Annotated in this window: 17 protein-coding genes; 6 read left to right on the top strand and 11 right to left on the bottom strand. The window is 74.3% G+C overall.

Annotated features, from left to right (window positions below; translation table 11 throughout):
- Window positions 1–27: 27 nt before the first annotated feature.
- The 3 genes from O2V61_RS05980 to O2V61_RS05970 all read right to left on the bottom strand — a co-directional run bounded on the left by O2V61_RS05980 (window position 28) and on the right by O2V61_RS05970 (window position 2,327).
- Complete coding sequence (locus O2V61_RS05980; RefSeq protein WP_269182399.1) at window positions 28–795, bottom strand: SDR family oxidoreductase; 768 nt, start codon at window positions 793–795, stop codon at window positions 28–30.
- Window positions 796–837: 42 nt separating this feature from the next.
- A complete protein-coding gene (locus tag O2V61_RS05975; protein ID WP_269182398.1) occupies window positions 838–1,455 on the bottom strand; it encodes a hypothetical protein in 618 nt (205 codons plus the stop codon).
- A gap of 206 nt (window positions 1,456–1,661) precedes the next feature.
- Complete coding sequence (locus O2V61_RS05970) at window positions 1,662–2,327, bottom strand: DsbA family oxidoreductase (RefSeq protein WP_269182397.1); 666 nt, start codon at window positions 2,325–2,327, stop codon at window positions 1,662–1,664.
- Window positions 2,328–2,484: 157 nt separating this feature from the next.
- Between O2V61_RS05970 and pepN the strand changes: the two genes are divergently transcribed.
- The gene (gene pepN, locus O2V61_RS05965; protein ID WP_269182396.1) at window positions 2,485–5,034 is read left to right on the top strand and encodes an aminopeptidase N; all 2,550 of its coding nucleotides are present in this window, start codon (window positions 2,485–2,487) and stop codon (window positions 5,032–5,034) included.
- 85 nt (window positions 5,035–5,119) lie between these two features.
- On the opposite strand, the gene O2V61_RS05960 is transcribed toward pepN, so the two are convergent.
- From O2V61_RS05960 to O2V61_RS05950, 3 genes are read right to left on the bottom strand one after another with little or no spacing between them, the layout of a single operon-like run.
- On the bottom strand, window positions 5,120–5,590 hold the full coding sequence (locus tag O2V61_RS05960) for a DUF5130 family protein (protein ID WP_269182395.1): 471 nt from the start codon (window positions 5,588–5,590) through the stop codon (window positions 5,120–5,122).
- Between the two features lie 58 nt (window positions 5,591–5,648).
- Window positions 5,649–5,981 (bottom strand): aa3-type cytochrome oxidase subunit CtaJ, encoded by a 333-nt coding sequence (ctaJ, locus tag O2V61_RS05955; protein WP_269182394.1) that lies wholly within the window; start codon window positions 5,979–5,981, stop codon window positions 5,649–5,651.
- A gap of 46 nt (window positions 5,982–6,027) precedes the next feature.
- On the bottom strand, window positions 6,028–7,464 hold the full coding sequence (locus O2V61_RS05950; protein ID WP_269182393.1) for an amidase: 1,437 nt from the start codon (window positions 7,462–7,464) through the stop codon (window positions 6,028–6,030).
- A gap of 37 nt (window positions 7,465–7,501) precedes the next feature.
- On the opposite strand from O2V61_RS05950, the gene kynU reads away from it, so the two are divergent.
- Complete coding sequence (gene kynU / locus O2V61_RS05945) at window positions 7,502–8,767, top strand: kynureninase (RefSeq protein WP_269182392.1); 1,266 nt, start codon at window positions 7,502–7,504, stop codon at window positions 8,765–8,767.
- Between the two features lie 19 nt (window positions 8,768–8,786).
- On the opposite strand, the gene O2V61_RS05940 is transcribed toward kynU, so the two are convergent.
- The 4 genes from O2V61_RS05940 to O2V61_RS05925 all read right to left on the bottom strand — a co-directional run bounded on the left by O2V61_RS05940 (window position 8,787) and on the right by O2V61_RS05925 (window position 12,203).
- Window positions 8,787–9,467 carry a class F sortase gene (locus O2V61_RS05940; protein WP_269182391.1) on the bottom strand — a complete coding sequence of 227 codons (681 nt, stop codon included), beginning with the start codon at window positions 9,465–9,467 and terminating at the stop codon, window positions 8,787–8,789.
- Between the two features lies 1 nt (window position 9,468).
- Window positions 9,469–10,536, bottom strand: coding sequence for a hypothetical protein (locus O2V61_RS05935; protein WP_269182390.1), 1,068 nt, complete (start codon window positions 10,534–10,536; stop codon window positions 9,469–9,471).
- A gap of 178 nt (window positions 10,537–10,714) precedes the next feature.
- On the bottom strand, window positions 10,715–11,569 hold the full coding sequence (locus O2V61_RS05930) for an SCO6745 family protein (protein WP_269182389.1): 855 nt from the start codon (window positions 11,567–11,569) through the stop codon (window positions 10,715–10,717).
- 22 nt (window positions 11,570–11,591) lie between these two features.
- Complete coding sequence (locus O2V61_RS05925; protein ID WP_331254056.1) at window positions 11,592–12,203, bottom strand: HNH endonuclease; 612 nt, start codon at window positions 12,201–12,203, stop codon at window positions 11,592–11,594.
- 132 nt (window positions 12,204–12,335) lie between these two features.
- Between O2V61_RS05925 and O2V61_RS05920 the strand changes: the two genes are divergently transcribed.
- A complete protein-coding gene (locus tag O2V61_RS05920) occupies window positions 12,336–14,414 on the top strand; it encodes a prolyl oligopeptidase family serine peptidase (protein WP_269182388.1) in 2,079 nt (692 codons plus the stop codon).
- A 10-nt stretch (window positions 14,415–14,424) separates the two neighbouring features.
- Here the strand turns inward: O2V61_RS05920 and O2V61_RS05915 are convergent, their stop codons facing one another.
- On the bottom strand, window positions 14,425–15,420 hold the full coding sequence (locus O2V61_RS05915) for an ABC transporter substrate-binding protein (RefSeq protein WP_269182387.1): 996 nt from the start codon (window positions 15,418–15,420) through the stop codon (window positions 14,425–14,427).
- A 295-nt stretch (window positions 15,421–15,715) separates the two neighbouring features.
- Between O2V61_RS05915 and O2V61_RS05910 the strand changes: the two genes are divergently transcribed.
- The 3 genes from O2V61_RS05910 (at window position 15,716) to O2V61_RS05900 (ending at window position 19,073) form a co-directional block, all read left to right on the top strand.
- The gene (locus tag O2V61_RS05910) at window positions 15,716–17,041 is read left to right on the top strand and encodes an MFS transporter (RefSeq protein WP_331254216.1); all 1,326 of its coding nucleotides are present in this window, start codon (window positions 15,716–15,718) and stop codon (window positions 17,039–17,041) included.
- Window positions 17,038–17,436, top strand: a complete 399-nt coding sequence (locus O2V61_RS05905) for a globin (RefSeq protein WP_269182386.1) — start codon at window positions 17,038–17,040, stop codon at window positions 17,434–17,436. The genes O2V61_RS05910 and O2V61_RS05905 overlap by 4 nt, the downstream gene beginning before the upstream one ends.
- 107 nt (window positions 17,437–17,543) lie before the next feature.
- Window positions 17,544–19,073 (top strand): glycoside hydrolase family 13 protein, encoded by a 1,530-nt coding sequence (locus O2V61_RS05900; RefSeq protein WP_269182385.1) that lies wholly within the window; start codon window positions 17,544–17,546, stop codon window positions 19,071–19,073.
- Window positions 19,074–19,119 lie beyond the last annotated feature (46 nt).

The following is a 19,119-nucleotide window of genomic DNA, read 5'->3' as shown; positions in this document are numbered from 1 at the left end:
AGCGCGCCGCCGGGAGCCTGTGGACCCTCAGGCGAGCCGACGGACCAGCGGCAGCGGCAGGACCCGCAGCAGCCCGGCGACCGGGCGCCACGGCCACTCCGGGACGTAGGCGCGCACCGGCTCCCGCTCGATCGCCGCGGTCAGCGCGGTCACACCGGTCTGCAGGTCGACCGTGAACGGACCGCGGCGGCCGGTGTTGATGTCGGTCTCGATGAAGCCCGGGTGGATGGTGCTGACCCGGATGCCGCGAGTGCGCCGGTCCCCCAGCAGGTCCGCGCGGATGCCCTCGGCGAGCACGGCGTCCGCGGCCTTGGAGGTGGCGTACGCCGTCCGGGTGCCGCCCATGCCACGCACCCCGGCGACCGAGGAGATGACCACCAGGTGGCCACTGCCCTGGGCGCGGAAGAGGGCCACGGCCGCCTCGCAGCAGGCGTGGGTGCCCAGCACGTTGGTGACCAGGACCTGCCGGTTCGGCCGCGCCCCGCCGCTGCCCACCGGGGCGCCCTTGCCCAGGCCGGCGTTGGCGATGAACCGGTCGATGCCCCCGAGCTCCCCGGCCAGCCGGGGCACGGTCGCTGCGACGGCCTCGGGATCGTCGACGTCCAGCTCGCCGACCACCACCTGGATGCCCGGGTGCTGGGCCGACAGCTCCTCGCGCAGCGCCCACAGCCGGTCCAGCCGGCGGGCCACCAGGACCAGGTCACGGCCGCGGGCGGCGAACTCCCGGGCCATGCCCTGACCGAGACCAGCGCTGGCACCGGTGATGAAGATCCGCTGACGACGGGGGTGCGGCATCGGGTCATCCTGCCGCACCCACTCGCACCCCGTGCCGCGATCTCAGCCCCTGGCTCTGGCCTTCGCCACGACCTTGGCCAACGCCTTGGCCGTGGCCTCGGCGTCTTCCCTGGTCAATCCCTTGGCCTTGGCCAACGCCCTGGCCTTGGCGAGGACGAACGCCTTGGCCTTGGCCTTGGCGTCGTCCTCGTCGCCCTTCTCCGGGCCGGTCGGCTGGGACGGCGGGGTGGGTGCGGGCTCGGCCACCGTCACGGTGACCGGCGGGAAGAACTGGACCCGGTAGAAGTGATCGCAGACGCCCTCGATCGTGTACTCCCCCGGGGCCGTCCCAGGCTGGAACGACTCGTCGAAGGTGACGATGCCGTCAGGGTCGGCGTTGGCGGCGTTGGTGTCGGTGATGTCGTTCCCGTTGGTGATCTCGTACCAGACGAGGGGAAGCGATCCGTCTGCGTCGGGGAGCGACCCGACCGCGTCGGGGCCGCACCCGGTGAAGGTCACGGTGAACGGCTGCCCCGGGACGACGGTCGGGTCCGAGAGGACGGGGGTCGGCAGCGGTGCCGGTGCGGCCAGGGCCGCCGGCGCAGCGACCAGGGTGGCTGCACCGGTGACCAGGCCGGCCATGGTGACGGCGGCGACGCGGCGCGTGGACAGGGCGGACATGGGGTCTCCGTCGCTGTTCGGCGGCCCGGTCGGCCCGGCCCGGCTGCGGCATGTCTAGCGGCTGAGCTGTGGCACGTCCAGTGCTCACCCGCCCTGGTCGACGACGCCGGCCCGGACACGCCGACGGAGTCCCCGGGCGAGGACGAGACGAGCCCCACGGACGACGACGGCCGCCTCCCCGTCCGGGGAGGCGGCCGTCCACGGCGTCAGCGGGTGCCGGTCAGCTCCAGGGCGTCGGCGGGCACCGAGGACATGTCCGGGCCGGAGAGGCGGGTGCGCTTGAGCTCCCAGAAGTCGGGGAGGTTCGCCAGCAGGACGGCGCCGTCGAAGGCCTTTCCGGCGTCCTCTCCGGTCGGCACCTTGCTGATCACCGGGCCGAAGAACGCCACGCCGTCGATGTGCATGACCGGGGTGCCGACGTCGTCGCCCACCGGGTCCATGCCCTCGTGGTGGCTCTTCTCCAGGGCCTCGTCGTACTCGGTGGAGCCGGCGGCCTCGGCGAGCTCGGCGGGCAGGCCCACGCGCTCCAGGGCCGGGGCGATGATCTCCTCGATCTCCCGGCCCTCGTGGTGCCGCAGGGTGCCCATCGCGGTGTAGAGGTCGCCGAGCACGGCGTCGCCGTGCTGCTGGGCGGCGGCCACCGCGACCCGGACCGGGCCGATCGCCTTCGCCATCATCTCCTGGTAGTCCGGGGACAGGTCGCGGCCGCGGTTGAGCACCGACAGCGACATCACGTGCCAGTGCAGGTCGATGTCACGGACCTTCGCCGCCTCCAGCACCCAGCGGCTGGTGAGCCACGCCCACGGGCACAGCGGGTCGAACCAGAAGTCGACGCGGGCCTTCACGGGAGAGCTCTGCACTGCCTCGGTCATGGGTGCTCCTCAGTCGGTCGTCGGTGCTCCGGGCGGGCGCTCGCGCCCCACCCGGTCGTCTGCGCCCAACCAAGTCGGGCCGTCCCCGGCTTGTTCCCCGCCCTCCCCAGGGGCACACGAGAGGAGACCGTCGTCCCCGCATGGGAAGCTCCGGGGCGTGGCAGTTCCCAACCTGACTCGTGACGACGCCGCGGCCCGCGCCGCGCTGCTGACCGTCTCCAGCTACGACCTCTTCCTGGACGTGACCGACGGCCAGGGCCATCCCGGCGAGGAGACGTTCCGCTCGGTCACCACCATCCGGTTCGGCGCGCGCACGCCCGGCGCCGACACCTTCGTCGACCTGGTGGCCGACCGGGTGCGCTGGGCGACCCTGAACGGCGTCGAGCTCGACGTCAGCGCGTACACCGCCGAGCACGGCCTGGCCCTGCCCGGGCTGGCCGACACCAACGAGCTGGTCGTCGACGCCGACTGCCGGTACTCCCGCACCGGCGAGGGCCTGCACCGCTTCGAGGACCCGGAGGACGCCCAGGTCTACCTCTACACGCACTTCGAGCCGGCCGAGGCCAAGCGGGTGTTCGCCTGCTTCGACCAGCCCGACCTGAAGGCGACGTTCACCGTGCACGTCACCGCGCCGTTCGACTGGCAGGTCATCAGCAACACCGGTGACCGCACGATCGAGGCCGGCGAGGCCGGTTCGCAGCTGGTGCACTTCACCCCGACCAAGCGGATCTCCACCTACCTGGTGGCCCTCGTCGCCGGGCCCTACGCGCGGGTCACCGACCTGCACGACGGCATCCCGCTGGGCATCTACTGCCGGGCGTCGCTGGCCCAGCACCTCGACCCGGACGAGATCTTCGCCGTCACCAAGGCCGGGTTCGACTTCTACCACCGGGTGTTCGACTACCCGTACCCGTTCGACAAGTACGACCAGCTGTTCGTCCCCGAGTTCAACGCCGGGGCGATGGAGAACGCCGGCTGCGTGACCTTCCTGGAGGACTACGTCTTCCGGTCCAAGACCAGCCGGGCACGCTACGAGCGGCGCGCGGAGACGATCCTGCACGAGCTGGCGCACATGTGGTTCGGCGACCTGGTGACCATGCGCTGGTGGGACGACCTGTGGCTCAACGAGTCCTTCGCGACCTACATCTCCACGCTGTGCCAGGCCGAGGCCACCGAGTACACGACCGCGTGGACGACGTTCGCCAACACGGAGAAGTCCTGGGCCTACGCGCAGGACCAGCTGCCCTCGACCCACCCGATCGCGGCCGACATGGTCGACGTCGCCGCGGTGGAGGTGAACTTCGACGGGATCACCTACGCCAAGGGCGCCTCGGTGCTCAAGCAGCTGGTGGCCTACGTCGGGCAGGAGGACTTCCTCGCCGGGGTGCGCAAGTACTTCCGCAAGCACGAGTACGGCAACACCACCCTCGACGACCTGCTCAGCGAGCTCTCCGAGGCATCGGGCCGCGACCTCTCGGACTGGTCGGCCCAGTGGCTGCAGACCAGCCAGGTGAACACCCTGCGCCCGGTGTACGAGCTCGACGAGTCCGGCCGGTACGCCTCGTTCGCGATCGAGCAGACCGCCGTCGCCGCGCACCCCGTGCTGCGGCGGCACCGGCTGGCGGTCGGCCTCTACAGCTCCGGCCCCGACGGGCTGACCCGGTCGCACCGGGTCGAGCTGGATGTCGACGGCGCCCGCACCGAGGTGGCCGAGCTGGTCGGCCACCCGGCCGCGGACCTCGTGCTGGTGAACGACGACGACCTGACCTACGCGAAGCTGCGCCTCGACGAGCGGTCGCTGGCCACGCTGCGCAGCCAGATCGGCACGATCCCGGACTCACTGCCCCGGGCGCTGTGCTGGTCGGCGGCCTGGGACATGACCCGCGACGGGGAGCTGGCGGCCCGCGAGTGGGTCCAGCTCGTGCTCGCCGGCGTCGACGCGGAGACCGAGATCAGCGTCGTCCAGTCGCTGCTCGCCCGGGTGCAGTCGGCGCTGGCCTCCTACGCCGACCCGGCCTGGGCGCCGACCGGCTGGGAGATGCTGGCCGACAAGGCGCTGGCCGCTCTGCACAGCGCGGCGCCCGGCAGCGACGCGCAGCTGCAGTGGTCGCGCACCCTGGCGGCCGCGGCCCGCGGCGACGAGCACGTGGCGGCGCTGCGGGGGCTGCTCGACGGCTCCCTCGCCGTCGAGGGCCTCACGGTCGACACCGATGCCCGCTGGGCGTTCCTGCACGGCCTGGTCGCCGTGGGGGCCGCCGGTGACGCGGAGATCGACGCGGAGGCCGAGCGGGACGCCACCGCCACCGGCGCCCGGCGGGCTGCGACCGCCCGGGCGCTGCGGCCGACACCGGAGTCGAAGGCGGAGACCTGGGAGCGGGCGTTCACCGACGAGTCGATCGCCAACGCCGTGCACGAGGCGATGGTGGCCGGCTTCTGGCACCCGGCCCAGCAGGAGCTCACCGCCCCCTACGTGGACCGGTACTTCGCCGACATCCGCGGGCTGTGGGACCGGCGTCCCGGCGAGATCGCGAAGAACGCCGTGGAGTACCTGTTCCCGAAGGTCATCGACGAGCGGACGCTCGCGGCGGCCGATGCCTGGCTGGCCGACCAGCCCGCGCCGGCACCCCTGCGCCGGCTGGTGAGCGAGGGCCGGGACGGCGTCGCCCGGGCCCTGTGGGCGCGCAAGCGGGACGCCGCCGCCGGCTGAGGTCGCCAGGGCGTCGAACGCCGGCGGCCCAGGACTCGTCGAGTCCTGGGCCGCCGGCGTTCAGCCCCCCGCCGGGGGCGCGTGCTCAGTGGGCGTTGCGGCGCGCGGGGTGACCGGCGGCGTCGGACAGCTGCCGCAGCCCGTTGATGATCGCCCCGACCAGGTCGCCGGCGCCCAGTCGACTGGTCATCGACAGGACGGCCAGGGCGCAGGCCCGGTCGGGCAGCCGGCGGGCGGCAGCCGTGCCGGTGACGATCTCCAGCACCCGCTGCCCGGGCGAGAGGGCGACCAGGACGCTGTTCGTGGTGTCGCCGCCGGACCGCGCGTGCAGGTCCTCCGCGGTGGCCCGGGTGTCGCTGCCCAGCTCACCGACGTAGAGGGTGAACCGCAGCCCGGTCTCCTTGGCGGACATGGTCAGCGCCTCGTCGAGCCGGGCGAGGTCGCGGTAGCTGAACGGCCCGGAGCCGGGCTCCATGACGGAGCTGTTCCCGGTCTTCTCCGTCGCGCTGGGCCCGTGCTGGTCTGCGGCGGGCTGCCGGTTGAGCTGCTGGGTCATCGGGGGGATGTCTCCGGAGGAAGGAGGGAGCTGGGCAGCAGAGGTGCTCATGGCCCGGTCACCAGGTCCCGCGGGCGCCGCCGGCGGCGGTGCGCCGGACGGTGTCGGCCTCGGGCACGTGCGGACGCTGGCCGATGGCCAGTGCCGAGGCGGTGGCGCCCAGCCGCGGGGCCGCGTGCCCCGCCCCAGGAGCGTCCTCCGCGTGGCCACCGACCACGCCGGGGACGTCCGGGTGCGGCTCGTACCAGAGAGGCGCGTAGTCCCAGGACTGCCCGGGGCGGTACTTGGTGCGGTCCTTGCTGCGGCCGGGGAACAACGTCACCGCAGCGAACAGCAGCACGATCACCAGCGGGACGACGCCGTAGATGAGCACGGTCTCGAGCACGGACATGGGGGCAATCTACCGGGACCATCGAGCACCGGCCCGGCAGGACGGGTCACCAGAGCGCCGGGTGTCGGTGCGCCCACGGTCGCGCCTCCTCCAGCTGTGCGGACAGCGAGATGAGGGTGGCCTCGTCGGCCGGGCGGCCCACCAGCATGGTCCCGATGGGCAGCCCACCCGCCGTCCACCACAGCGGCACGCTGACCGCGGGCTGGCCGGTGACGTTGTAGACCGCCGGGAAGGCCGCGTACCGCTTCTGCCGCTCGAAGTCCGCGGCCCCGTCGCCGTCCCCGTCGAACCAGCCGACCGGCTGCGGCGGCAACGTGCAGATCGGGGCGAGCAGCACGTCGTACCGGGAGGTGGCCTGGATGAACCGACGGGCGAAGACCCGCAACGTGAACATCGCCTGCATGGCGTCCCGCGCGCTGAGGGCCAGCCCCCGGTCGCGGAGGAACCGGGTCAGCGGCCGCAGCCGGTCCAGCTGGGACGGCGGCACGGGCAGCGTCGTGGCCGACAACGCCCAGACCACCTCGAAGGCGGGGAAGACCTCGGGCGTGAGCGGTGCGGCCGGCAGGTCCTCGACCTCGTGGCCCAGGCCGGACAGCAGCACGGAGGCGTCCTCGAACGCCGCCCGCACCTCCGGGTCCAGGTCGGCACCGGGCATGCCGGAGTCCAGGTAGCGGCCGATCCGCAACCGGCCCGGCGGGCGGTCGGCGTAGCCGAGGAAGGTCTCCCCGGCCGGCGGCGGCGGCGCCCAGAACGGGTCACCCAGCACCGGCCCGGCCATGGCGTCCAGCATCGCCGCGGCGTCCCGCACGGTGCGGGCCAGCGGCCCCTGGACGCCCAGGCCGGTGGTCTCGCTGCCCAGCGGGGCGTTGCTGACCCGGCCGCGGCTGGGCTTGATGCCGAACAGCCCGTTGATCCCCGCGGGGATGCGGATGGAGCCGCCGCCGTCGGACCCGTGGGCGAACGGCAGCAGCCCGGCGGCCACCGCGGCAGCCGCACCACCGCTGGAGCCGCCGGCCAGGAGCGAGGGCTCCCACGGGCAGCGGGCCGGGCCGGCGAGGTCGTTGTCGGTGTAGCAGGGGAAGCCGAACTCGGGGGTGTTCGTCTTGCCCAGGCTGATCGTGCCGGCGGCGGCCAGCGCGGTGACCACGGCGTCGTCCACGGTGGGCACGAAGTCGGCCAGCACCGCCGAGCCGAAGGTGGTGCGCACCCCGGCGGTGTTGGCCAGGTCCTTGATCGCGGTCGGGACGCCGTGCAGTGGCGGCAGGTCCCCTCCCCCCAGCACTGCCTGGTCGGCCGCCGCCGCCGCCGCGCGCGCCCGGTCGGGGGTGACGGTCAGGAACGCCCCGAGGGCGGCGTCCAGGGCCTCGATGCGGGCCAGGGAGTGCTCGACGAGCTCGGTGGGGCTCACCTCCTTCGCGCGCACCGCCGCCGCCTGCTCCAGCGCGGTGAGGTCGTGCAGCTGGGTGCCGGGCGAGGAGGTCACCTCCCGGACGCTAGCCGTCGCGGGCAGGATCACCGGTGTGGACCTCTCCCGCGCAGCCGCCGAAGCCGCCGACGCCACCGACCCGCTGGCCGGGTTCCGCGCCCGCTTCACCGGCACCGACGACGACGGCCCCGACCGGCTGCTCTACCTGGACGGCAACTCCCTCGGCCGACTGCCCACGGAGACCCCCGCCGCGGTGGCCCGGGTCGTCGAGCAGGAGTGGGGGCAGGGGCTCGTGGGCTCCTGGCGTGACTGGGTCCAGCAGTCCGGGCGGATCGGCGACGTCCTGGCCGAGGGGGTGCTGGGGGCGCGGCCCGGTGAGGTGCTGGTCGGCGACACCACGAGCGTCGACCTGTACAAGCTGCTCGTCGCTGCGGCCGACGCCCGCCCGGACCGGGACGTGCTGGTCTGCTGCGCCGACGACTTCCCCACCGACCGCTACATCGTGGCGGGGGTGGCCCAGGCGCGCGGGATGACGGTCCGCGAGGTGGCGGCGCACATCGACACCGGCCTGGACCTCGACGTGCTGGCCGGCGCGCTGGACGAGCGGGTCGCCGTCGTCGTCCTCTCCCAGGTGGCCTACCGCTCGGGTGCGCTGGTCGACATCGCGGAGGTGACCCGGCTGGCCCGCGAGGCGGGGGCGCTGGTGGTGTGGGACCTCAGCCACGCCGCCGGCGCCGTGCCCGCCGACCTCACGGCGGCCGGTGCCGACCTGGCGGTCGGCTGCACCTACAAGTACCTCAACGGCGGACCGGGGGCCCCGGCCTTCCTCTACGTGCGCCGCGAGCTGCAGGAGCAGCTGCGCCAGCCGATCTGGGGCTGGTTCGGTGCTCGCGACCAGTTCGCCATGGGGACGGCGTACGACCCGGCCGACGGCGTGGACCGGTTCGCCGTCGGCACTCCCCCGGTGCTGGCCATGGCTGCGGTGGAGGTCGGGGCCCGGCTGTCGGCAGAGGCCGGCATCGACCGACTGGCGGCCAAGGGCCAGGCCCTCACCGAGCTGGTGATCGCCCTGGCCGACGAGTGGCTGGCCGAGCACGGGGTCCGGGTCGCCTCACCGCGGGAGGCGACCCGGCGTGGATCGCACGTCAGCGTCGCCCACCCGCAGGCCTGGCAACTGACCCAGGCGCTGATCGACCGCGCCGTCGTGCCGGACTTCCGCACCCCGGACCGGCTGCGGCTGGGCCCCGCGCCGCTCTACACCCGGTTCGTCGACGTCTGGGACGCGATGGACCGGCTGCGCACCGTGCTGGCCGGCCGGGCGCACGAGGGCTACCCGACCGAGCGCAGCCGGGTCACCTGAGCGCACACGGCGAGCTCGCTCAGGACTCGGCGAAGACGACGAAGTTGTCGTCGGTGGTGCGGCCGTCGTCGTCGACGAAGCAGGTGATCAGGACCAGCCGGCCCGGCATCACCGTCCACACGTCGGTCGCGCCGGGCAGCGCGTCCTTGTCGTAGCGCTCGCTGCGGGTGATCGTGTAGTCGACGTCGCCGCCGGGGGTCCGCACCGTGACGACGTCTCCGTTCGAGACCCCCACCCCGTGGTCGCCGGGCATGAGCGCGTTGAACGCAGCCGCGCCCTTCGTCCACGAGTGGCCGGCGATGTAGACGGTGTTGTCCGGCTCGGTGCCCGGCTCGCCGTAGGGCTCGACCCAGTAGCCGTCGACCATCGACGGCGGGTCGATGACGCCGCTCCGGGGCCTGTAGGCGAACACCGGGACGTCGAGGCCGACCGACGGGACCTCGAGGCGCACCGAGGAGGCCCGGGGAGCCTCCTCAGGTGTCTCGGTCGGCGTGGGCGCCGGGGCCTCCGTCGTGGGAACGGGGGTCGTCGTCGTGGCCGGCGCCGGCGCGGAGGTGACCGCCGACGCTGCGGCTGCAACGCGTGCCGCGCCCTCGCCTCGGCCGCCGGTGAGCACCAGCACGAGCACCAGCGCGACGACACCGAGCACGGCGGCCCCCGCGAGGGCCGCCGTGCGTCGGGTCAGGGGCAGGGTCGGCACGTCAGCCCTGCGGCACCGAGCGACGGGAGCGGGCGACGCCGGCCACGGCCAGCACACCCACCGCACCGAGCGCGACCGGGAGGAGCACCGGCGCACCGGTGTCGCCACCGGTCTCCGACCGCAGCCCGGGGTTCACCGCCGGCGCGGCGACGTCGAGCACGGTGCGGACGATGTGCACGTGCTCACCGGTGCCGTCACCGATGACCCCCTCCAGCTCGTAGCGACCCGGGACCGCGCCCGCAGGCACCTGGAGCGTCGCGGACCGGCGGTCCGCCGACAGCGCGGCCGTCAGGGCCGTGACGGAGTCCGTGGCCGGGTCCTGCGGGAACCGCGCCTCGATCGACCAGTCGCTCTGGCCGAGGTCGACCACGCCCATCCGGTCGAGGTGCGAGCCGGCGGGCAACGACACGGTGAACGACGACCCGGCGGTCAGCGGCACGGCGCACGCCTCGATCCCGTCGCAGGGGGTGTGTCCCAGCGTCCAGAAGTGCGGCGCGAGCTCGACGGCGGCCGGCCCTCCGACGGTGAGGTCGAGCGCGTAGGGGGCCGGGTCGTAGGCCCCGACGTCGGACGCGCCGACGGGCTCGAAGCCGGTCAGCCGCAGCTCTCCGTTGGTCCTCCCGGAGCCGTCGTCCGCAGGGAGGTCGATCCGGTACCGGTTGCCACCGAGGGCGGTGAGGCCGAGGTCCCACGCGGGGTCGGCGCTGTCGGAGTCGTAGCTCACCCGGTCGGTGGGCGTGGACGACGACAGCACGAGGTTGGCCGAGGCGGTCTGCTCCGCCAGCTCGGGCGGCATCTCGATCGTCACCGACCCACCGAAGGCCGCCGGGACCGCGGTGAACGACCCACCTTCGGCCACCGGGCTCTCCACCGGGACCGGCCCGGTGTTCTCGTGCGGCAGGATCGACCACCACACCGGGCCCGCTCCCAGGTCGATGACCGGCGCGTCAGCCGCCGCCGCACTCCCCAGCCCGAGGGTGGCGGACGCCAGCACGGCTGCGACGGCGACGCCGGTCGCGCGGGCGAGGGGACGACGGACGGGACCGCGGACCGCGGTGCGCGATGACATGGAGGGGCCTCTCTGGCGGTGAGTGCGGCACCGATCCGGTGTCGCCGAAGCGGAACCTATCCGTCCAGCGATCCTCCACAAGAGCGCTTCCCGCCGACTGGTCCAACTTCGTCAAGACCTGCCAGGTGAAGGACCCGCACCCGTCACTTCTGCCTACGCCCTTCGACACACCCCGGGTTCAGGCGGGATCCGGGACGCCGATCGGGTTCTGCGCCGGCCACTCACCGGCCGCCACGATCGCCCGGCGCACCGGCGCCAGCAGCTCGGCCAACCGGTCGCAGCCACCTGCGCCCAACGCCGTCCACGGGCCCTGCGCCAGCCGGTCGGTGTCGGCCTCGACCGCCTGCCGGAGCGAGACACCTCCGGGAGTGAGCCCCCCGTCGGCCAGCAGGCCGCGTCCGGTGAGCTCCTCGGCGCAGGCCGCCCACTGCTCCGGCGACCAGCCCCGGGCCTTCTGCAGCCAGTCGGCCGACGACGTCCCGGCCGCCGCGGTCAGCACCAGCGCCGGCAACCCGAGCAGCTCGTGCTGCAGCAGGACGGCCAGGTGGCCGTCCCCCCGGTGCTCGCGCAGCGTGGTCAGCGCCTGCCACAGCACCAGGTGCGGCTCGACCGGCCAGAGCACGTCCGCGTTCGCCGCCGCCAGTGGCCGGCCGAGGACGTCGACGGCGTCGGCGGCGCGGCGGGCCAGCGTCGCGGCCTCCTCGGCCTCGGGGGAACCGAGCCACTCCGGGAGCGACCGGCGAGCCGCGGCGTCCACCCCGGCCAGCCGGGCGGCGAGAGCATCGGCCGGGGACGTCGTCGTCCACACGTCCGGCACCCGGCGGGCGACGAACTCGGGGGCGAAGGAGCCGAAGGTCGCCGTCACCAGCGCCGGCCCGACCGGCCCCAGGGGGGCTGCGCGGCCGGCGAAGTAGCCCGCCCAGAAGCCGCGGAGCCCGACCTCGGCGTAGGCGGTGCGCGACTCGTCGGCGAAGTAGGTCAGGGCGTGGAACGGCTCGCCGAGCGCCCACAGCTGCCGTGCTCGGTTGTCCACACCACAGATCCTGCCAACTCCGTCAGGCGCTCACCGAGTCGGGCATGCCCAGCCACTCCCGCCAGCGCGGGTCGACGGTGCGGTGCCCGAGCAGCCGCCACGCGGCACCGCTGGGGGCTCCGGGCGGGTGCGGCAACGACCACCCCATCTCCGCCAGCGACCGGTCGGCCTTGGTGTGGTTGCAGCGCCGGCAGGCGGCCACGACGTTGTCCCAGGTGTGGGTGCCGCCCCGGCTGCGCGGCACCACGTGGTCGATGCTCGTGGCCGAGCCCCCGCAGTACACGCAGGTCTGCCCGTCCCGGGTGAACACCGCCCGGCGGGACAGCGGCACCGAGACCGGGTAGGGCACCCGCACGTAGCGGGTCAGCCGCACCACGACGGGCACGGCGACGGTCACCCGCTCGGCGTGCACCTCGTCGTCGGTGACGTCGACGGCCTCGGCCTTGGCGGCGAGGACGAGCACGATCGCGCGGCGGCTGGAGACCACGCACAACGGCTCGTAGGTGGCGTTGAGCAGGAGCGTCGCGCCGGTGGTGGACGCCGCCGGGGCAGGCGCGTGCGGACTGGCCAGGGCGTCGCGTCGGGAGCCGGTGGTACCCGGCCCGGACGACGACCCGAGTGCGGTGATCGACACGGGACACCTCCGAGTGCCCCCGGCCACCGACGGCTTCGACAGCCCACGGGCACCTTCATCCTGCACTGCCCCGGTGTGATAATGGGAGCGACCCCCGCCGACGGCCGGCCGTGCCCGGATTACGGTCGGCGCGTGCGCTACCCCGATGCCCCCCGCCTGGACCTGGTCGACGACCTGCACGGTCACCCGGTCGCCGACCCCTACCGCTGGCTGGAGGACGCCGCGGACCCGCGCACCGTGGCCTGGGCCGCGGCGCAGGACGAGCTGGCCGCCGACCTCCTCGCCGGCCTCCCCGGCCGCCCGGCGTTCGCCGAGCGGATGGCCGAGTTGGTGCACGCCGGTGCGGTCGGCATCCCGGTGTGGCGCAACGGCCGCGCCTTCTCCACCCGCCGGGACCCCGGCCAGGAGCACGCCGTGCTGCGGGTCACCGAGCCCGACGGGAGCGTGCGGGTGCTGGTCGACCCGACCGCGCTGGACCCGGCCGGCACCACCACGCTGGACGCCTGGTCCCCCTCGTGGGAGGGCGACCGGCTGGCCTACCAGGTCTCCGTCGGCGGCGACGAGGAGTCCCAGCTGTTCGTGCTGGACGTCGGCACCGGCGAGCTGGTCGAGGGCCCGATCGACCGCTGCCGCTACTCCCCCGTGGGCTGGCTGCCGGGGGGCGCGGAGCTGTTCTACGTGCGGCGGCTGGCCCCGGGGCTGGTCCCGGCCGGCGAGGAGCAGTTCCACCGCCGGGTGTGGCGCCACCGGGTGGGCACCGACCCCGCCGACGACGTCCTGGTGCACGGCGAGGGCAGCGACCCCGCGACCTACTTCGGCGCCCGCACCAGCGCCGACGGCCGCTGGCTGGTCGTCTCCGCCTCGGTCGGCACCGCCCCGCGCGACGACGTCTGGCTGGCCGACCTGGCCGGGGACGGCGTCCTCCGCGAGCTGCAGGTCGGCGTGGACGCGCAGACCTCGGCCTGGGTGGCCCGGGACGGCCGGCTGTGGCTGCACACCGACCGGGACGCCCCGCGCAGCCGGCTGGTGGTGGCCGACCCGGCCGACCCGGCCAGCTGGGCGCCGTCGGCCTGGCAGGAGGTGGTCCCGCAGGCCGACGACGGGGTGCTCGGCGACGTCGCCCTGGTCGACGGCCCCGACGGCGACCTGCGGGTGCTCGCCGTCCACGCGGTCGACGCCACCGACCGGCTCTCGGTGTGGGCCGCGGACGGCTCCGGCCGGCTCGCCCAGGTGACCGCCCTCCCTCCCGGCAGCGTCGCCGGCGTCAGCGCGCCGCCGGAGGGCGGCACGACCGCCTGGGTCGGCTTCACCGACTACGCGACGCCCCCGTCGGTGCTCCGCTGGGACGCCGCCGATCCCAGTGCGCTCACCGCCCACGAGCAGGCGCCGGTGGCCGGCAGCGTGCCCGACGTCCAGGTGGTCGAGGCCCACGCGACGTCGCCGGACGGGACGCCGGTGCACCTGTTCGTGCTGTCGGCCACCGGCACCCCCGACACCCCGCGCCCGACCGTGCTCTACGGCTACGGCGGCTTCAACGTCTCGCTCACCCCGGCGTACAGCGCGCAGGCGCTGGCCTGGGTGGCCGCCGGCGGGGTGTGGGTGGTGGCGAACCTGCGCGGCGGCTCCGAGCACGGTGAGGATTGGCACCGGGCCGGGATGCGGGAACGCAAGCAGAACGTGTTCGACGACTTCGCCTCGGCTGCCGGTCACCTGATCGCCGAGGGCTGGACGACGCCGGGCCAGCTGGCGGTGATGGGCGGTTCGAACGGCGGGCTGCTGGTGGGCGCCATGACCACCCAGCACCCCGAGCTGGTCGCCGCCGTCGTCTGCAGCGCACCGCTGCTGGACATGGTGCGGTACGAGCTGTTCGGGCTGGGCCGCACCTGGAACGACGAGTACGGCACCGCCGCCGACCCCGTGGAACTGGGCTGGCTGCTGGCGTACTCGCCCTACCACCGGGTGGTCGAGGACACCGCCTACCCCGCGGTGCTGTTCACGACCTTCGAGTCCGACACCCGGGTCGACCCGCTGCACGCCCGCAAGCTCGCCGCCGCCCTGCAGCACGCGACGACGGCGTCGGCCCCGATCGTGCTGCGCCGGGAGCTGTCGGTCGGGCACGGGGCCCGGGCGGTCAGCCGCACGGTCGGCCTGGCCGCCGACCAGCTGGCCTTCCTGGCCGCGCACACCGGGCTGGAGACCACCCGGAGCTGAGGGCGAACGCTCACTCCAGGTCGGCGAAGACGTTCTCCAGGTCCACGCCCTCGGGGATGATCCCGTCCTCGACGCCGAGCTCGAGCAGCAGCTCGACCGAGTCCCGGTTGATCTCGGTCTGGTACGTGGGCAGCGTCAGCTCCTGGGCGATCGCCGGGTCGATGTTCGTGTAGCTGCCCAGCACCTCGCGCACCTCGTCGGGGTTCTCCGTGGCGTACTGCTGCGCCTCCTCCATCGCGTCGGCGAAGGCCTGCACGGTCTCGGGGTCCTCCGCGGCGTACTGGTCGGAGGTGAAGTACCCGGCGACGGTCAGCGCCTCGTCGGTCTGCGTGTACGGGGCGGCGACCACGCGCATGCCCTGGCTCACCCCGACGGTGGCGAACGGCTCCACGGCGAAGGCCGCGTCCACCGAGCCGTCGGCGACCGCGGCGACCATGTTGGGGAAGGCGAGCTCCACGAACTGGATCGACGAGGGGTCGCCGCCGTCCTGCCGGACGGTCTCCCGGACGACGGTGTCGCTGATGTTGTCGATCGAGTTGATCGCGACCCGCTTCCCGGCCAGGTCGGCCGGCTCCTGCACGTCGGAGTCGTCGGGGACGATGACCGCGGCGAAGTCCTCCTCCGGATTGCCGGTGGCCCCCGGCCCCGGCGCGACCAGGGCCAGCGGCACCCCGCGCGCCTCGGCCTGCAGCAGGCTGGTGATGTTGGAGAAGCCGAACTCCGCCTCCCCGGAGAGCACCGCCGGCACGATGGCGGCGCCGCCCTGGGCGAGGAAGGGCTCCACCGCCAGTCCGTGGTCGGCGAAGATCCCGACCTCCTGCGCCAGGTACAGCGGCGCGACGTCCACGATCGGGATCGCACCCACCCGCACGGTGGTCAGCTCACCGGATGCCGCACCGGCCGCGGGCTCGGCCGCCTCGTCGTCCCCGCCGCCGCATCCGGCCAGCACCAGGGCGCCGATCACCATCGAGCCCAGCACGATCGAGCTCCTGGATGTCCTGAGCACGCGTTCCTCCACTGGGTCTCGGCGTCCGCCACACCCGAGACAGCTGGACGACGTTCGGGTGGGTGGCGGCGGACGCTAGGTCGTGATGCAGGTCACGTCAACGGGGTCTTCCGTCATGTGGCAGTCGCTCGCTCTCCCGGTCCGCAGACCCCACCTGGGCGTTCCGGTACCGGAACGTGGGCGGCACGCCGAGCGGCGCCGCTGCCGGTGAGCGACGGCGTGCGACCGACCTGCCACACTCCCGCGTCATGGAACGGGCACGAACGGTGATCGCCGCCCCTGAGGGCAGGGGACGCTGCTGAGCCGCCCCCGCTCGCGTCCAGCGCGCGCGACCAGCCGGCCGGCCACCTACGGCCAGGTCTTCGCCGTCGGCGAGTTCCGTCCGCTGTTCGGCTCCTACCTGCTCTCCACGATCGGCGACGAGCTCGCCCGGGTCGCGCTGACCGTGCTCGTCTACCAGCGCACCCAGTCGGCGCTGCTGTCGGCGATCACCTTCGGGATCAGCTATCTGCCGTGGGTCCTCGGCGGCCCGCTGCTGGCCGCGCTGGCCGACCGGCTCCCCCGGCACCGGGTGCTGATCACCAGCGACGTGATCCGCGCGGTGCTGGTGGCCGGCATGGCGGTCCCGGGCATGCCGCTGGCGCTGCTGCTGGGCCTGCTGCTGCTGGTGTCGCTGTGCTCGCCACCGTTCGAGGCGGCCCGGTCGGCGCTGATGGCCGACGTGCTGGAGGGCGACCGCTACGCCGTGGCCACCTCGCTGACCGGCGTCACGGCACAGGTCTCCCAGGTGGTCGGCTTCCTGCTCGGCGGCGCCCTGCTCCTGCACTTCTCCCCCTCGGCGGCGTTGCTGCTCAACGCCGCCACCTTCGCCGTCTCCGCCGGCTGGCTGGCCCTCGGCCTGCAGCCCCGCCCGGCACCGGGGCCGGTCGACCCCGAGGCCGAGGTCCGGTCGCTGTGGCGGGAGACCGCCAGCGGCATGCGCTTCGTCGCCGCCACCCCCCGGCTGCTGTCCATCGTCGGGGTGCTCTGGGTGGCCGCCCTGTTCGTCAACGCCCCCGAGGGCATCGCCACCCCGCTGGGCCTGCAGCTGCAGGGCACGACCGCGGCCACCGGCGTGCTGCTGGCCGCCGCACCGGCGGGCACCGCCCTCGGCGGTCTGGTCGTCGGCCGGTTCTGCCCGCCACACGTCCGCGAGCGACTGCTGGCCCCGCTGGTGGCCCTGTCGTTGACCGGCGTGCTGCTGGCCGGGCTGGTGCCGGTGTGGCTGGGGACCGGCGCCGCCGCGTTCACCGCCGTGGTGGCGCTCTTCTTCGTCGCCGGGATCGGCGGCGCCTGCTCGATCCCGCTGAACGTCGCCTTCGTGCAGGCGGTGCCCAGCGCCTACCGCGGGCGGGCGTTCGGCGTCGCGGCCGCGGGGCTCGCCGGCGTCCAGGGGCTCGGTGTGGTGCTGGCCGGGCTCGGGGCCGAGGCCCTGGCGCCGAGCACGGTGGTGGCGCTGTCGGGCGGCCTCGGGCTGGTCGTCGTCGTCGTCCCGCTGATCGCCCTGCGGCGCAGCCGACCCCCAGCGGCCACGGCCCCCGTGCACCCGGCGCCCGCCCCTGGAGGACCATCGCAGTCATGAGCGAGACGAGCCGGTCGCTGCCGTCGGCGGGCAGCTTCTACGACGAGATCGGCGGCGAGCAGACCTTCCGCACCCTGGTCGGGCACTTCTACGGCGCGGTCCGGGAGGACCCGATCCTCCGCCCGATGTACCCGGCGGACGACTGGGAGGGCGCCGAGACCCGGCTGCGGATGTTCCTGCAGCAGTACTGGGGTGGGCCGCGCACCTACTCGGAGGAGCGCGGGCACCCCCGGCTGCGGATGCGGCACGCGCCCTTCGCCGTCGACGAGAAGGCGCGCGACGCGTGGCTGACCCACATGCGGGCCGCCGTCGACTCCCTCGAGCTGACCGCCGAGCAGGACGCGACGTTGTGGGGTTACCTGGAGATGGCGGCGCACAGCATGCAGAACCGCTGACGGACCCTGCGCCGCGGCCGCACCTGCACCGATCTCCCGAGGAGCCTCCGCTGAGCCAGCACCCGACGCCCGTCTCCCCCACGACCGCCGACTGGTGGCGGGATGCGGTGTTCTACCAGGTCTACGTGCGCAGCTTCGCCGACGCCACCGGCGACGGCGTCGGTGACCTGGCCGGCATCCGCGCACGCCTGCCGTACCTCGCCGAACTCGGCGTCGACGCGCTGTGGATCACGCCGTTCTACCCGTCGCCGATGCACGACCACGGCTACGACGTCGCCGACCCCCGCGGCGTGGAGCCGGTCTTCGGCGACCTGGCCGGCTTCGACGCGTTGCTGCACGACGCCCACGCGCTGGGCCTGCGGGTGACCATCGACCTGGTGCCCAACCACAGCTCCCACGACCACGAGTGGTTCGCCGAGGCGCTGACCGCCCCGCCGGGATCGCCGGCCCGGGACCGGTACTTCTTCCGCGACGGGTCCGGCCCGGACGGCGCGCAGCCGCCGAACAACTGGCCCTCGGTGTTCGGCGGCCCGGCCTGGACCCGGGTGCCCGACGGCCAGTGGTACCTGCACCTCTTCGCCCCCGAGCAGCCCGACCTGGACTACAGCAACCCCGAGGTGGTCGCCGACCTGGAGGAGACCCTGCAGTTCTGGCTCGACCGCGGGGTGGACGGCTTCCGGATCGACGTGGCGCACGGGATGGCCAAGCCCGCCGGGCTGCCGGACATGGTGCCGGCCGAGGACACCGGCCTGTTCGCCGACGACGGCCCCGGCGACCTGCGGTTCGACCAGGACCACGTGCACGCGTTGCACCAGCGGGTGCGCGCGGTGCTGGACCGGTACCCCGACCGGATGGCGGTGGGCGAGGTCTGGGTCTTCGACGACGAGCGGCTGGCCCAGTACCTGCGCCCGGACGAGCTGCACCTGGCGTTCAACTTCCGGCTGCTGACCGCCGAGTGGGAGCCCGAGGAGCTGCGTTCGGCGGTGGAGCACTCGCTGGCCACCGTCGCCGCGACCCCGGCGCCGGCCTGCTGGGTGCTGTCGAACCACGACCGGCCACGGCACGTGTCCCGCTACGGGGGCGGCGAGGTCGGCACCCGGCGGGCGCGGGCCGCGGCACTGCTGCAGCTGGCGCTGCCCGGGGTCGCCTACGTCTACAACGGCGACGAGCTCGGCATGCCCGACGTCGACCTGCCCGACGAGGTGCTCCAGGACCCGATCTGGGAGCGGTCGGGGCGTACCGAGCGGGGCCGGGACGGTTGCCGGGTGCCGGTCCCCTGGTCTGGCGACCAGCCGCCGTACGGCTTCTCCACGACCGCCGACACCTGGCTGCCGATGCCCGCCGGCTGGGCGCCGCTGACCGCCGAGGCCCAGGTGGACGACGCGGACTCGATGCTGTCGCTGTACCGGGCCGCGCTGGCGCTGCGCCGCAGCTCACCTGCCTTCGCCGGTGACGACGTCGAGTGGCTGCCCGCACCGCAGGGCTGCCTGGTGTTCCGGCGACCCGGTGGGCTGGTCTGCCTGCTCAACCTCTCGGCCGACCCCGTCCCACTGCCGGAGGGGCAGGTCCTGCTGGCCAGCGCACCGGTCACCGACGGCGCGGTGCCGGTCGACGGTGCGGTGTGGCTGCGCCCGTGACCTGGGCGCACCAGCGCTTCGGCTGCACGCCCGGGTAGGGCAGACT

It is taken from the genome of Modestobacter sp. VKM Ac-2985, assembly GCF_026967925.1.
Taxonomy (GTDB): domain Bacteria; phylum Actinomycetota; class Actinomycetes; order Mycobacteriales; family Geodermatophilaceae; genus Modestobacter.
The sequence above is the reverse complement of the archived record's forward strand: the minus strand, read 5'-3'. Positions and strand labels throughout refer to the sequence as shown.